Origin of the sequence: Mycolicibacterium hodleri (assembly GCF_025822245.1) — a bacterium.
GTDB classification, from domain to species: domain Bacteria; phylum Actinomycetota; class Actinomycetes; order Mycobacteriales; family Mycobacteriaceae; genus Mycobacterium; species Mycobacterium hodleri.
This window is the reverse complement of sequence record NZ_JACKTL010000033.1, coordinates 20,736-34,478: the sequence shown is the minus strand read 5'-3', so window position 1 is coordinate 34,478 and position 13,743 is coordinate 20,736. Positions and strand designations below refer to the sequence as shown.

Below are 13,743 nucleotides of genomic sequence, written 5' to 3'. Positions count from 1 at the left end.
TGTGGCCCACGCGGTCCGCACGGACAGCGGAGCGGCCCGATTCGGGATACGGTTGTCATTACCCAACGCGCAGATCCTCGCCCGGTTTAGTCGAACAGCCACAGGATGCCAGCGCCGACGCCATTGCCAGCTGCGAAGGTACTGAAGTGAAGGCCACCGACCGACCGCGAGAATCCACGCTCGCCTGGGATCTCGTCGACCACGTCCACGCGCATCTCACCGACGCCGAACGCCACACCGCGTTCATTCACCTCGGCGTCGGCGACTATTCGCCGGTGTTCCAGTGCGTGCTCGAAGTAGTTGTACGCGAACGCATTTCGCTACCCGAGGAGATGGTCGGGATGTTGCGAGGGTGGATCGACGACTACGACCTGCACCGGGACTTCGGCGTCATCCTCGCGCGCGCCGTTGGCGACGCGCCGTCGAGCTGACGCGCTCGGGTCACGCGGTCATCAGGTAGTCGGCGCCACCGACGTACACGATTCCCGGGGGACTCGGCATGGTGACGGCGCTGACGATGGCCTCGGAGAACTCGTGCACCGTCGGCAGCGTGCCGTGCACGCGCCGCGCCTGCACGGCGTCGGGGTCGCGACGCTGCAGAAGCCTGACGATGATGGTCCCGTCGATCATGTCTCCGGAGACCACCGTGAGGCGTACGCCGGCACGGCTGAACACCGCTCGCATGGCATACAGCGCGGTCTCGCCGGCTCGCTTGCTCGCGGCGACCGCGGAGTAGCCCTTCGGTACCGCCTTGTTGGGGAAGAAGTGGGCCTGGTGGCTGGTGACGAAGACGATGCGTCCGTCCACGGGCATCAGCGGCACGGCCAGCTGGGCGAGCCGGCGCTGTGCGTCGCGGTTGAGGCGCATCGCGTAGCCGGGATCGGCTCCCATCTCCAGACCGCCGGAAGCATTCAACACCAAGGCGTCCAGGCGTCCGAAGCGGGTCTCGATCGACTCCATCATGGCCCTGGCCTCGGCGTCGTCGGAGATGTCGGCGCCCAGCGTCGAGGCCTGCCCGCCGGCGGCGCGGATGGCCGCGGCGACGTCCTCGGCCCGCTTGGCCTTCTCGCGATAGTTCACGATGACGTGGGTGTTCGGGTCGGCCAGCTGCTGCGCCACTTCGGCGCCAATGCCCCTCGAGGCGCCCGTCACCAGGACGATTCGTTCAGGTACGTGGTGCACGTGCGGTTCCTTCCGTCGGGATGATCGCCGATCGTCCGGGTCGACGGTACACCGAAAATAAGAAATTTAAGGAAAAGCTAAGGTCACGATAAGGCATCCGGATGTCGCGAGTGCGGGGTCGCCGCGACGGCCACCGTGCCAAGATGAGCCATCGTCGGCGCAGCCGAAGCGAGGTTTTCGTGTCGATCTCTGGGGGCCGGCTACGTCTCGGGATCTTCGCCGCCGTAGCCGCCCTGACGGCGCTCAACGCGCTGGCGCCGTACGGCGGCGACGTGGCCCGCCTCGTCGCACTCGTGCTGCAGTCGGTGGTCGGCACCGGCGCAATGATCTGCGCGGTGACCGCGGCACGGCGGACGCGCGGGATGGCGCGCGCCTGGCGGGTGCTGGTCGTCGCCGCCATGACGAGCTGGCTGGTGGGCGAGGTCCTCTGGTGGCTGAACGACGGTCGAGAGGGCGCCGCCGCGCCGCTGCCGGCCGTGATCGCCTACTTCGGGCCGCCGATCCTGTCGTTCGTCGCGATGGTGCTGCTGGTGCAGAGCGGCGGCTGGCCGACCGGACGGCGAGGCGGGTCGCCGCCCGGTGCCCTGGCCATCGCCGTGCTGGACGGCCTCGTCGCCGCGGCGGCGTTCTCCATCCTCGTCTTCCTCGGTGGCCTCGGTGTGACGACCACCGTCGCACTTCCCCGGTCCTATGACGGCACGGTGGTGGCGGCCTACTCCGTGCTGGAACTGATCGTCGTCGTGCTGGCGGTGTTGGTGGCCACCTCCTATCGACGCGATCGCCTGCACCGGCGGAACTACCTGCTGCTCGCCGGTGGCGTCGTCCTGCTGGCGGGATCGGACCGGTTGATCGCCTACCTGTGGAGCATCGGAGTGCCCACCCCGGACGTGTGGGGTGGGGCGGGAAACATCCTGGGTCCCTTGATGATTGCCTACGCGGTGCTCGAGCTGACGCCGCACGGCGACGGCGGCGTCGGGGACGCGGTGATGGACTGGGCGCAGTTGGTGTGGCCCTACCTCGGCTTCCTGAGCATCGTCGTGCTGTGTTGCTCCCACGTGCTGATCGGATTGCCCCTGCCCACCACGGTCGTGTGGCTCGGCATGTCGATGGTGGTGCTGGTCGGCGCCCGACAAATCGTGGCGATTGCCATCGCCCGCCAGTTGACCAAGCGGCTGTACGAAGCGCAGCGCCGCTTGGCCCACCAGGTGAACCACGACGCGCTGACCGGGCTGCCCAACCGGTTGCTGTTCGGCCAGCGCCTCGACGCCGCGGTGCGCGACGGACGATTTCTGCTGATCTTCGTCGACGTCGACGACTTCAAGGAGGTCAACGACCAGTTCGGTCACGCCGCGGGGGACGAACTGCTGTGCGCCGTTGGCGAGCGTCTTCGCCGATGCGTGGGCCCGGCGGACACGCTGGCGCGCATCGGTGGCGACGAGTTCGCGATCCTGATCGGGACCGACGACGACGTGCCGGAGGAGGTCGCCGACCGTCTCCGCGTCGCACTCCGGGACCCGTTCGCCGTGCACGGGTCGACGGTGCGGGTGCGGGCCAGCATGGGCCTGGTCGAATACGAGGCCGGTGACCCGGCGCCGACGTCCGACGACCTGATGAGGCAGGCGGACATCTCCATGTACGCCGGCAAGCGGCTCGGCAAGAACACCGCGGTGGTGTACCGCCCGTCCTCCGGCGTGGTGGTCGACTTTCCCAGCAGCCTGAGACGCGCCGCCGGCGGGGTGCCGCCGGGCTTCAGCCTGGCCTACCAACCCGTGGTGAGGTTGCCCGACCGCCGCCCGGTCGCGGTCGAGGCCCTGGCCAGGTGGTCGGCCCCCAACGGCATGCAGATCCCGCCGGCCACCTTCGTCGCCGTCGCCGAGGGCGCCGGCCTCGGTGCCGCGCTCGACGCGATGGTGTTGGACCTCGCCTGCCGCGAGATTCAGGAGGCCGGCTCGCCGCTGGTCATCCACGTCAACGTCGGCGCAGCCAGGCTTGGCAATCGCGCCTTCGAACAGCAGGTGACGAGGACCCTCGACCGCCACGACGTCGACCCCGGCCGGCTGGTCCTGGAGATCACCGAGACCGTCCCGATCGTCGACCTGTCCGAAGGGGCCGCAGCCATCGAGCGGCTCGGCGCGCTCGGCATCCAGGTCGCCCTCGACGACTTCGGCGCCGGGTTCAACTCCCTGAGCTACCTGCACGCCCTGCCCGTGCACGTCGTCAAGCTCGACCGCAGCCTGGCCGTCGGGGACGAGCCCGATCGAGGGCTGGCGCTCTACCGTTCGGTGATCGGTTTGTGCTCGGCACTGGGCCTGGAGGTGATCGCCGAGGGAATCGAACACGAGGCGCAGGCAGACACCGTGTTCGCGGCCGGGTGCCGGCTCGCCCAGGGCTATCTATTCGGCCGCGCGGCCGGGTTGGCGGAGCTGACCGGCGTCTGACGTGCGCCGCGACCGTACGTCGGCAATCCCGCCAGCAGTCCGCGTTGCGGGATGCCCATGATCGGCTCGGCCGCCGCGCCGAGCTCGGCCAGGACGTCGTTGGCGGCGAGCACGCCGGACATCGCCGACCGTTCCATCAACCCGGCCAGGTAGGGCAGCTCGACGAAGTCGCCGGCGACCCGTACGCCCCTGGCGTCGGTGCGGACCGTCGGCCGGGTGCCCGCAGAACCCGGCGGGAACGCGGGTGCGGTGGCTTCCAGGCGGTCGTGGCTGTGCAGCACCGTCGCGTCGGCGGTTTCCGGCCACAGGACGGCCAGTTCGGCGCGCAGCGCGCGGGCCGCCGCGGCGGCGTCGTCCAATCGGCAAGAGTAGGAGTGCAATTCGACGATCGAACCGCCGGTGGCCCGGGCCCACCGGGCGCTCGGTTCCTCGAGCCGGGAGTACACGGCGATCGAGTCGAGCGTCGGCTGACCGGTGACGGCGCTGAACGGGTCGCGCTCGGGGGCGACGTCGCGGTCCAGCCAGATCCGGCTGACCGCGAACGGTGGCGCGACCCGAACGGCGTCGCACTGCCGGGCCAAGAGCGGGGCAACCGACGCCAGCTCGGCCGAGGTGCCGACCAGCCTGCGGAGGGCCCCGGGGTCCAGGGCGAGGATCACGTTGCGGCTGACGAGGTCGCCGGTGGCCGCACTCAACCGCCACGCCGGGCCGTCGGGCTCGATGCCGGTGACCGGCGAGCCGGTACGGACGTCGGCGCCGAGCCGTTCGAGCACGTCCCGCAACGGATTCCAGATGGCCGTCGCGTGGTCGGTGTTCGGAACGTCGAACCCGATGCCCTCCGGGTTGCCGAGGAAGTAGTAGTGGAACATCGCGACGAGTTCGGCCGCCGAGAGTTCGCCCTGGTTGCAGAAGAAGGACCGGGCAAACGCCTCGAAGAGCATCGTGCGCGTGCGTTCGGTCATGCCGAGCCGGTCCAGGAACGCCGCGGCGTCCACGCCGTCGAGGTCGGCGACGGTGGTGGCGCGGTCGTAGGCCAGCAGCGCGCGCCCCGCGTCGGGATTGGCCCGCAGCATCTCGCGCCTGCTCAGACTCTTCGAGCGCAGGACCAATGCCAGCAGGTTCAGCGGCGGCGCCGATGGTAGGCCGGACAGGTCTTCGGCGGGCCAGTCCGCCGAGATCACCGGATAGCTCTTCACCGGAGCCAGGAACGACAGCTCCGGATCGGCGCGGCGAAGAATCGACCGCCACGTGTAGTAGTGCCGGAAGAAGGCGTGAAACCCGTGCTCAACGATCTGTTCGCTGCCGTCGGGCAGCCGGTCGGGCCACGCGCCGAGGCGTCCCCCGACGTGGTCGGCCGCCTCCATGAGGGTCACGTGCACGCCGCGCTCGGCGAGGACGACCGCGGCGGACACCCCGGCGATTCCGGCACCGACGACGACCGCCTCGGCACCTGGCCCGACGTCCCTCGGCAGCAGGGGGTCCGGCACCACCAGTCGGCGGGGACGCATCCGCATCGGTGCCGCCCTGCTCGTCGACTCGGCGCTCACGACTGGGCCCGTCGCCGAGCACGGCTGCGCACGAGCGACACGGCGAACGGGATCGCGACGACGCCCATCAGGACTCCACCCGTGGCCGCCGAACCGGGGAGGCCGAAGAACACCGCATGTCCCATCACCGAGGAGAAGTACACCCACAGGTACAGCGTCGCCGCGGGTGCCGAGGGCCGGTCGGGGCGACGGAGCAAGGCGTTCAGCGTCGCCAGCACCACCGCCGACACCACCAGCCAACCCAGGTAGTTGGTCAACGGGATGCCCGGAATCAGCGGCAGGCCAGGCTCGGGGTCGAACCACCGCCAGTGGCCCGCCGCCACCATCTGCGGATCGAGGAACACGTCCCACGTGGTGAGGGCCACCGCGCCGAGCGCGGTGACCGCCACGGCATTGCCAGCAAGCGTGCGGGCGACCACCAGCGCGGGCCACGCCATCATCACCCACGCCATCGGTACGACGACCGGCACGCCGAGCAGCTCCGGCCCCAGCGTGCCGGTGTAGGCGTACTGCCCGAACGGCCAGCCGGTGGCCACCCCGACGGACTCGGCGACCAAACCGCCACCTCCGGCGACGGCCACCAGCACCGCCGCGCTCGCCGCCCCGAGCACCCGGTACGCGTCGGCGACGCTTGCCAGGAAGAAGAGGACGACGCTGGCGATGGTGACGGTCGTGAGCCACGACTCCGGCATCAGCGGGTACAGGATCTGGCTGCCTACGGCGGCCGTCACCAACACCCACACCGCCTGGCGCGAGGTCGTGGGCGCACGGAGCTCGGCCAGGGCCACGCGCAGCACCTCCCCGTCGAGAGTCGTAAAGGCCGAGGTTACCCGCGCCCGCCGGAGGTGCGGCGGGACGCGAGTCCGTAGGGTTCGTAGGTGCCCCACGCACGCCCGGTCAAACCCCTACGCGCTCTGGTCGCGACGGGATCGACGCTGGCCTGCCTCGGCACGGCCCACCAACTACTGAACCTGCGGCTGCTGCGCCGACCGCCGGCCGACCCGCCCCCGGTGACCGGGGCGGTGTCGTTGCTCGTGCCGGCCCGTGACGAAGCCCACCGGATCACCCCCACGCTCGAATCGCTGCTCGCGCAGCGTGGTCTGGACGACGCCGAGATCCTGGTGCTCGACGACGGCTCCACCGACGGGACCGCCGACGTGGCCCGCGCCGCCGCAGGCTCCGACACCAGGGTGCGGGTCATCACCGGGACCGTGCCGCCGAAGGGCGCCCTCGGGAAGCCGCACGCGTGCGCTCAGCTCGCGGTTGCCGCCCGTGGCGAGACCCTGGTCTACGTCGACGCCGACGTCGTCCTGGCGCCGCACGCCGTCGCCGCCGCGGTGGCCGTCCTGCGCGGACCTCGACCGCTCGACCTGCTGTGTCCGTGGCCGCGGCAGGTGTCGACGGGGTTCCTGGGGCGGCTCGTCCAACCGCTGCTGGCGTGGTCCTGGTCGACGACGCTGCCGCTGCGGCTGGCCGAGCGGTCGGCGAGACCGTCCATGGCCGCGGCCAACGGCCAGTTCCTGCTGGTGGACGCCGAGGCCCTACGCCGGGCCGGCGGCTGGCACTCGGTGTCGGGTGCGGTTCTCGACGACATCGGCTTGGCCCGCGCCGTCCGGGCGGTGGGCGGCCGTACCGGCCTCGCCGACGGGTCCGCGCTGGCGACGTGTCGGATGTACGCGACGGGTCGCGAGCTGAGCGCGGGCTACCGAAAGTCCCTGTGGTCGGCGTTCGGCTCGCCCGCGGGCGCGCTCGCGGTCGCGACGGCGTTGACCGTCGTCTACGTGGTGCCAGCGGCGGCCGCGGTGGCCGGCTCGCGCGTCGGCCTGCTCGGCTACGGCGCTGCCGTCGCCGGCCGGCTGCTGACGCGACGATGGGGCGGGCGGCCCTGGGACGCCCTGGCCCAGCCCCTCTCGGTGGTGGCCCTGCTCGGCTTGCTGGCGTCGTCGTGGGTGGGTCGGGTGCGGGGGACGCTGCGCTGGAAGGGTCGGGAGGTGTGACCGGCGGGCAGGAGCGAAGCGACTCGGGGATGGACACCGGCGGGCAGGAGCGAAGCGACTCGGGGATGGACACCGGCGGGCAGGAGCGAAGCGACTCGGGGATGGACACCGGCGGGCAGGGGTTCGTCATCGGGGCCGGCTTGGGCGGGCTCGCCGTCGCCGCACGCTTGGCCGCGACCGGCCATCACGTCACCGTGTACGAGAGCGCCGCCACCGTCGGAGGCAAACTGGGCGTCGTCGAACGCGATGGCTTCACCTTCGACACCGGGCCCTCGTTGCTGACCGTCCCCGCCGTGCTCGAGCAACTCTTCGCCGACACCGGCGGTCCGGCCGGGCTGACTCCCACCGCCGTCGACCCGGCGAGCTCGTACCGCTTCGCCGACGGCACCGAACTGTCGATGCCCCACGACGCGGCCGCCGTGCCCGCCGCCCTCGACGAGGCCTTCGGTCCCGGTGCCGGCCAGTCGTGGTTCCGACTGCACGAGCGCTCTCGCCGGCTGTGGGATCTCGTCGGTGAACCCGTTCTGCGCCAACCCATTTCGCTCGCCGCACTGGCCAGGATGAGCATGCGCCCCACCGATTTGCTGACGGTGGCGCCGTGGCAGACGATCGACGGCCTCGGCCGCCGGATGCTGCCCGACGCGCGACTGCGGACCTGGCTCAACCGGTACGCCACCTACTCGGGGTCCGACCCCCGTCGCACGCCGGCCGTGCTCGCCGTGACGGCCTACGTCGAGCAGGAGTTCGGTGCGTGGTACGTCGCGGGCGGGTTGCGGCGCATCGTCGACGCGCTCGAGGCACGCTGCGTCGAGCTCGGCGTCCAGATCCACACCGGGGCCGAGGTGCAGGCGGTGACGACGACGGGCGGACGCGCCACGGGCGTGCGGGTGGCCGGCCGCGACGTGCCCGCCGACGTCGTGGTGTGCAACGCCGACGCGACCGTCCTCTACGACCGGCTCCTACCCCGATACCAGGCCAGGACGGTTCGGCGGTCGCTGCGGGGCAGTTCCCGCTCCATGGCCGGGTTCGTCCTGCTGCTCGGCCTGTCGGGCCGGCACCCGGGAGCGGCGCACCGGGTGTTCTTTCCCCGCGACTACGAGGCCGAGTTCGACGCGATCTTCGGACGGCACCCCCGACCGGTGCCCGATCCGACGGTCTACGTGCACTCGCCCGACGATCCGGCACTGCGGCCCGACGACGACTCCGAGGGATGGTTCGTGCTGGTCAACGCGCCCACCCACGACCCGGGGCGCGGGGTCGACTGGGACGCCCCCGGCCTGCGCGAGCGGTACGCCGAGCACGTGCTCGACCTGCTCGCCGACCGTGGCGTCGACGTCCGCCCGCGGATCCGGTTCACCGAGACGATCACCCCCGCCGACCTGGAACGGCGCACCGGAGCACCGGGCGGGGCGATCTACGGGACCGCCTCGCACGGGCCTCGAGCCGCGCTGTGCCGACCTGCCAACCGCAGTCCGATACCGGGGCTCTACCTGGTCGGGGGGTCGGCGCACCCCGGCGGCGGCATTCCGCTGGTGCTTATGTCCGCCGAGATCGTCGCCACCCTCATTGGGCCGGCGGAAACGTCGGCGGGACCGTCCGCCGCACGCCGACCAGGAGCTGACCCATTCCGACGACGCCGACGGCGGTCCAGGTGACCGCGAACGTGACGCCCCACCCCCAGCCCAGCAACGGGAGCCCCGCGGGCCACGCGGCGGCCCCGCCGGCGGCCATCGCGACGACGATCAGTCGCGTCGGGCGCTCGGCGACGGTCACCGCGCCTACCCCCGGCATGCCGACCGCCTGTGCTCGGGCCCGGACGTACTCGAGCAGGAACACCAGCGCCACCGCGGCCAGCACCCACGCCGGCGGGGCGCCGATCGCGACCAGGATCCCGCCCAGCACCAGGTCGCCTACCCGGTCGGCGACCGAGTCCACCACTGCCCCCATCGGCCGGGCCCGCCCGGTCCGCAGCGCGACCGCGCCGTCGAGCCCGTCGAGGACGCCGGCGAGGACGACGAGCGGCACGACCAGCGCCGGCCAGCCGGGTCCGACGACCGCCGCCCATGCTCCGGCCAGCACGAGCACCCCGGCCGCGGACAGGGCATCGGGCGGGACGCGGATAATCGGACCGGATGCCAACACCCGAATCACGCGCAGCCAGCCGCGGACGACCGGCGACGGTTGCACGCCGCCGTGCAACTCCGACCATTCTTCGTCGTCGGAACGCTCTGGCGTCATGAAGCCAGACTGCCAGGGCGCCCCATGATCGCGGGGAGCCGCGTCCGCGAACTCGCGTCGGGGGTGCGCAAGACGTTTCCCGGCAGCGATCTCGCGCTGTGGGCGGCGGGCGCAACGTACTTCGGGGTGATCGGCCTGGTCCCGCTGGCCCTGGCATCGCTGTGGGCCGTCGGCGCGCTGGTGGGCCCCGACACGGTCGTCGCCGCGATGAACGCCGGCATCGACGGGTTGCCACAGGGGCACGGGACCCCGGCGGCGTTGCGGAAGCTGACCGAGGTGGCGCTGTCGATGTCGTGGGTGCAGGCGCTGGTGGTGCTGTTTCCGGCCAGCCTCTACGGCGAGGGTCTGCGTCGGGCGTTCGTCCAGATGTCGGCCGCGCGTGACACCCTCACCGGATGGCGCGGCCGAGCCGGTCTGCTCGGCGTGGCCGCCGTCGCCCCGTTCCTGGTCCTGGCCGTCCTGGTGGCCGCGCCGTACGTCGGCCCGCTGTACGCGGGCAGCGGATGGTCCCTGATCTGGGGTGTCGTCGTGGCGTTCCACGTCGTGTGGGTCACGGTGTCGACGGCACTGGTCGGGGTGTTCGGGCTCATCGGACCGGGCCGGATCGCCCCACGGGCGCTGGTGATCGGTGCGTTCTCGACCGGGGCGATCCTCGCCGGATTCCTGCAGGGCTTCGTGCTCTTCCTGGCCATCCCCGTCGAGTGGTCGGCGCCGTTCGGCGGCCTGCCCATCGTCGGAGCGGTCTCGGCCCTGGCGCTGTGGCTCTTCGTGCTGCACATCCTGGTGTTGTGCGGATTCCGGGTGACCATCGTCCTCGACGAGGCTCTGCGCGCGGATTAGCGGGGCGGGCGCGGCGGCCCCGGCTGACACGTCGGGCACCACCAGGTGCGACGCCGCTGCGGGTCGCCCGCCACCTCGGCGACCACCCGCACGGTGGTGGCGCAGCGCAGACAGGGTCGGCCCGCGCGTCCGGCCACCCAGTGCTGCTCGCCCTTGCGGCGCACCCCGGTGGTCACCTGCATGGCGCCCGGGGTGGTGGCCGAGTGACGCAACGCCCGGGCGCCGAGCTCGAGCAGCGCGCCGACGTCCACCTCGGCGACGGGCGTCCACGGGCCAAGGCCGCGGAGGTAGCACAGCTCGTTGGCCCACAGGTTGCCGAATCCGGCCACGCTGCGCTGGTCGAGCAGGGCGGCCACCACGGGCCGGGCGGGGTCGGCCGCGACGCGTCGGACGGCTTCGTCTAGGTCCCAGTCCGCCCGCAGGGGGTCGGGTCCGAGGTGGCCCACGGCGAGGGCTTCGTCACGCGTCGGCAGGAGGTCGACGAGCGGGAGGTCGACGCCGTAGGCGGCGGGGCCGTCGGTACGCAGCACCACCCGCACGTCGGGCATGACCGTGCGCGGCAGCCAGCGTCCGGCCGTCGAGATTGTCCACGAGCCCGACATCTTCAGGTGGGTGTGCAGGGTGAGGCCGTCGGAGAGGCGGGTCAGCAGGTGCTTGCCGTGGGTGTCGTGACCGAGGACGGTCCGCCCGGCCAGGTCGGCCGTCGCGTGCCTCGGGACCCGGAGCCGGCCGTAGGTCAGCGTCTGCCCACGCAGCGCGCCGTCCAGCCGTTGGGCCAATGCGTAGACGGTGTCACCCTCGGGCACCTTCGGTCCCCCTCCTCGCGAGACGCCGAAGGGCTCGGGCGAGCCGAGTGCGAATTCGCCGGTGGCGCTCACGGGGTTGAAAGCGCTCGACATCCCTCACCTACCCGGACCCAAGTCACTCAAACGCCAATCAAGACGTGACTGCGGAGGGCCGGAAGCGATTCTGCGCGAGGGTAATTCGAGGCGCGTAAACGTCGGCCGAGCCCGGCGGTGAATCTCACACTCGCGCCGTGTTTCAACCCGGCGGGAACCGAGCATCCATTTAGCCATGGACCTTCGAGTCCACGGTGTCGTCATGGGCGGACCGAACAATGAGACCGCTTTCGATGTCAGAGGAGTATCAGTGAGTGAACACGACATGTCCGACGAGGCCCGCAAGGGCCTGATCGATTCGGTCAAGGGCAAGGCCAAGGAAATCGCCGGCGCCATGGTAGGCAACGATTCGCTGACTGCCGAGGGGCAGCTGGAGCAGACGCAAGCTCGAGAACGCAAGGAAGCCAACAGCATTCAAGCCGTCGCCGACGCCGAGGCCGAGCAGGCCCGCGCCCAGGCGACCGAAGCAAGGCTGGAGGGAGCCGAGGCGCGGATCGCGGTCGACGCGCGTACCGCCTCGGTGGAGAGTTCGATCGTGACGCAGCAGGCCACGCAGAAGGCGGCCGCCGAGCAGGCTGCTCAGCAGGAGTCGCAGCGTGCGGCCACGCAGGCCGAGGTCGACGCGCAACGGGAAGTGGAACGTGCCGCAGCGCAGGAGCGCGTGGACGTTCGGGCTGCCGCCAGTGACGCCACCGACGCCGTCGACGAGCACCAAGCGGCGCTCGACGACGCGGCCGCCGCCCGCACCGCAGCCGACGAGGCCCGGCAGCGCGCCGAAAAACTGACCGACAACGCCGACCTGCCGTGAACGACGACCACTCCAAGGATTCAGACATGAGCATCGTGACCATTCCCCGCACCATCCTGCGGTTCCAGTACCAGTTCATCCGCTTTCCGTTGCAGCTCATCGAGGAGCGCGTGGTGGCCAGGATGGACTCCGAGGCACCGGCACGCCTGGCCTACGAGCGGTCGCTGGGGGTGTTGGACGCCACCGTCGGCAACGCCCTTGGCGACGCCCGACTCAAGCGGCGCGGCGCGTCATTGGCCAAGCGCAGCGACGAACTCGCCCGGGCGGCTCGCCTCGAGGCAGCGGCCAACGCGGAGGTGACGCAGGCCGAGGAGGAGCTCAAGGCTTCTCGCCAGGACGTCGTCGAGGAGGTTCGCGACGCACGGGCCGCCAAGGAGCAGGCCGTCGACGAGGCAAAGGTCTCCGCGGAGAAGCGCAAGCAGGCGGCCACGCAGGCCGCCCAAAAGCGCGCCGGCGACACCAAGAAGGAAGCCGACGACATCGCCGCTCGCCTGAAGAAGCAGGCGGAGGCGGCGAAGCGGGCCGACGAGCAGCGCATCGACTCCGCCGAGAAGCGGGTGACCGAGGCGGCCGACGCGACGTTGGACGACGCCAAGGAGCGACGGGATGCCGCTCAGACGAAGCGTGCCGACGCCGACCGGCTCGAGGAGCTGGCGGACGTGGAGAAGGAAAAGCGTCAGGCCGAGCGGTCCGCCAAGTCCTGATCCCTACTGACCCGCGTTGCGGGCCAGGTCGATCGCGTATTGGTTGACGAAGGTGCCCGCCCCGGCGCCCCCGCGGCACGAGCCGTCGGACTCGCCGGGGCGTTTCACCCAGAGGAACGCGTCGATGTTTCCGTTCCCGGTGTTGGCGGTGGGAGCGACGCCCAGTGCGCGCCCGCTGGGGTTGCACCAGTACAGCGGGTCGCCCTCGACGGGGCCGTTGCCGTTGCGCGAGGTGTCGATCACGTAGGGCTTGCCGCCGACCATTCCGGAGATGGCGTCGCCGTACCCGGTTTCCTCGCCGGTGGTGAAGAAGTTGGCGGTGTTGAGGCTGAACCCCCTGGCCTTGGCGATGCCCACCTGGTTGAGCCGGGCGGCCATGTCGTCGGCGCTCACCCACCGGGAGTGGCCGGCGTCGACGTAGACGGCCGTGGCCGGGTTGCGGGTCAGCGTGTCGACCGCGTAGCTCATCAGGTCGAAGCGTTCTTGGCGCTGGTCACCGGAGAGGCAGTCGGCCATCGCGAGCGCGTCGGGCTCCAGGATGACGGCGGCCGGCCCACCCCCGATGTCCGCCGCCACGTTGTCGATCCACCCGCGGTAGGCCCCGGCCGAGCTGAATCCGCCGGCGGCGAAGCTGCCGCAGTCGCGGTGCGGGATTCCGTAGAGCGCCAGGATCGGCATCGTGCCTGCGGCCTGGGCGTCGGCGATGTACTTCGCGTCCACGGCGGGGGTGGACAGGTGGTCCATCCAGTACGCGGTGGGCGTGTTGGCGATGGCGGTCAACTCGGGACTGCCGGCGCCGTTCGCGGCGCGCATGGCCTTCGAGTTCGGGTTCACGTAGAAGGGCAAGGTGGCCAACGGGTTTCCGTCGGCGGCCAGCCGCACCGCCGGTGCGCTGACGACGTGCGCGGGGTCTGCCGCGACGACGGTGGTGGTGGCGACGGCGGCGACCGCCAGGAACGGGGAGATCCACCGTGCGACTGCGCCGGCAGCTGAGGTCATCACCCCTGGGAAGCTAACGGCCCGGCCGCGGAAGTGCCAATCGTCGACCGCGGCGCCCCTCGGCACATCCTGTCCGTGCTGCGACGATGAG

Annotated in this window: 13 protein-coding genes; 7 read left to right on the top strand and 6 right to left on the bottom strand. The window is 71.4% G+C overall.

What is annotated here, in order from left to right:
* Positions 1-146 precede the first annotated feature (146 nt).
* Positions 147-431, top strand: a complete 285-nt coding sequence (locus H7J06_RS12650) for a hypothetical protein (RefSeq protein ID WP_264039226.1) — start codon at positions 147-149, stop codon at positions 429-431.
* A 10-nt stretch (positions 432-441) separates the two neighbouring features.
* Here the strand turns inward: H7J06_RS12650 and H7J06_RS12645 are convergent, their stop codons facing one another.
* Complete coding sequence (locus H7J06_RS12645; RefSeq protein ID WP_264039225.1) at positions 442-1,182, bottom strand: SDR family oxidoreductase; 741 nt, start codon at positions 1,180-1,182, stop codon at positions 442-444.
* Between the two features lie 179 nt (positions 1,183-1,361).
* Here H7J06_RS12645 and H7J06_RS12640 point away from each other — a divergent pair, with 179 nt between their 5' ends.
* Complete coding sequence (locus H7J06_RS12640; RefSeq protein WP_264039223.1) at positions 1,362-3,620, top strand: putative bifunctional diguanylate cyclase/phosphodiesterase; 2,259 nt, start codon at positions 1,362-1,364, stop codon at positions 3,618-3,620.
* Here H7J06_RS12640 and H7J06_RS12635 read toward each other — a convergent pair.
* Both H7J06_RS12635 and H7J06_RS12630 read right to left on the bottom strand, forming a co-directional pair.
* The gene (locus H7J06_RS12635) at positions 3,572-5,167 is read right to left on the bottom strand and encodes an FAD-dependent oxidoreductase (protein ID WP_264039222.1); all 1,596 of its coding nucleotides are present in this window, start codon (positions 5,165-5,167) and stop codon (positions 3,572-3,574) included. The genes H7J06_RS12640 and H7J06_RS12635 overlap by 49 nt on opposite strands.
* On the bottom strand, positions 5,164-5,955 hold the full coding sequence (locus H7J06_RS12630; RefSeq protein WP_264039221.1) for a carotenoid biosynthesis protein: 792 nt from the start codon (positions 5,953-5,955) through the stop codon (positions 5,164-5,166). The genes H7J06_RS12635 and H7J06_RS12630 overlap by 4 nt, the downstream gene beginning before the upstream one ends.
* A gap of 90 nt (positions 5,956-6,045) precedes the next feature.
* On the opposite strand from H7J06_RS12630, the gene H7J06_RS12625 reads away from it, so the two are divergent.
* Entirely contained in the window at positions 6,046-7,164 is a 1,119-nt protein-coding gene (locus H7J06_RS12625; RefSeq protein WP_264039220.1) for a glycosyltransferase family 2 protein, read from the top strand.
* On the top strand, positions 7,161-8,819 hold the full coding sequence (locus tag H7J06_RS12620; RefSeq protein WP_308205773.1) for a phytoene desaturase family protein: 1,659 nt from the start codon (positions 7,161-7,163) through the stop codon (positions 8,817-8,819). Before H7J06_RS12625 ends, H7J06_RS12620 begins: the two co-directional genes overlap by 4 nt.
* Here the strand turns inward: H7J06_RS12620 and H7J06_RS12615 are convergent.
* Complete coding sequence (locus H7J06_RS12615; protein ID WP_264039219.1) at positions 8,728-9,402, bottom strand: CDP-alcohol phosphatidyltransferase family protein; 675 nt, start codon at positions 9,400-9,402, stop codon at positions 8,728-8,730. The two genes, H7J06_RS12620 and H7J06_RS12615, sit on opposite strands and share 92 nt — an antisense overlap.
* 24 nt (positions 9,403-9,426) lie before the next feature.
* Between H7J06_RS12615 and H7J06_RS12610 the strand changes: the two genes are divergently transcribed.
* The gene (locus tag H7J06_RS12610) at positions 9,427-10,242 is read left to right on the top strand and encodes a YhjD/YihY/BrkB family envelope integrity protein (protein WP_264039218.1); all 816 of its coding nucleotides are present in this window, start codon (positions 9,427-9,429) and stop codon (positions 10,240-10,242) included.
* Here the strand turns inward: H7J06_RS12610 and H7J06_RS12605 are convergent.
* On the bottom strand, positions 10,239-11,141 hold the full coding sequence (locus H7J06_RS12605) for a DNA-formamidopyrimidine glycosylase family protein (RefSeq protein ID WP_264039216.1): 903 nt from the start codon (positions 11,139-11,141) through the stop codon (positions 10,239-10,241). The two genes, H7J06_RS12610 and H7J06_RS12605, sit on opposite strands and share 4 nt — an antisense overlap.
* Positions 11,142-11,391: 250 nt before the next feature.
* On the opposite strand from H7J06_RS12605, the gene H7J06_RS12600 reads away from it, so the two are divergent.
* The gene (locus tag H7J06_RS12600) at positions 11,392-11,949 is read left to right on the top strand and encodes a CsbD family protein (RefSeq protein WP_264039215.1); all 558 of its coding nucleotides are present in this window, start codon (positions 11,392-11,394) and stop codon (positions 11,947-11,949) included.
* Between the two features lie 26 nt (positions 11,950-11,975).
* The gene (locus H7J06_RS12595) at positions 11,976-12,653 is read left to right on the top strand and encodes an IF2 family translation initiation factor (protein WP_264039214.1); all 678 of its coding nucleotides are present in this window, start codon (positions 11,976-11,978) and stop codon (positions 12,651-12,653) included.
* A 3-nt stretch (positions 12,654-12,656) separates the two neighbouring features.
* Here the strand turns inward: H7J06_RS12595 and H7J06_RS12590 are convergent, their stop codons facing one another.
* Positions 12,657-13,652, bottom strand: coding sequence for a glycoside hydrolase family 6 protein (locus H7J06_RS12590; protein WP_264039213.1), 996 nt, complete (start codon positions 13,650-13,652; stop codon positions 12,657-12,659).
* Positions 13,653-13,743 lie beyond the last annotated feature (91 nt).

Excerpts from the sequence above, each read along its gene's own strand:
- H7J06_RS12610 (WP_264039218.1), top strand. The coding sequence starts at position 9,427 with ATGATCGCGGGGAGCCGCGTCCGCGAACTCGCGTCGGGGGTGCGCAAG.
- H7J06_RS12595 (WP_264039214.1), top strand. The coding sequence starts at position 11,976 with ATGAGCATCGTGACCATTCCCCGCACCATCCTGCGGTTCCAGTACCAG.
- H7J06_RS12605 (WP_264039216.1), bottom strand. The coding sequence starts at position 11,141 with ATGTCGAGCGCTTTCAACCCCGTGAGCGCCACCGGCGAATTCGCACTC.
- H7J06_RS12590 (WP_264039213.1), bottom strand. The coding sequence starts at position 13,652 with ATGACCTCAGCTGCCGGCGCAGTCGCACGGTGGATCTCCCCGTTCCTG.
- H7J06_RS12615 (WP_264039219.1), bottom strand. The coding sequence starts at position 9,402 with ATGACGCCAGAGCGTTCCGACGACGAAGAATGGTCGGAGTTGCACGGC.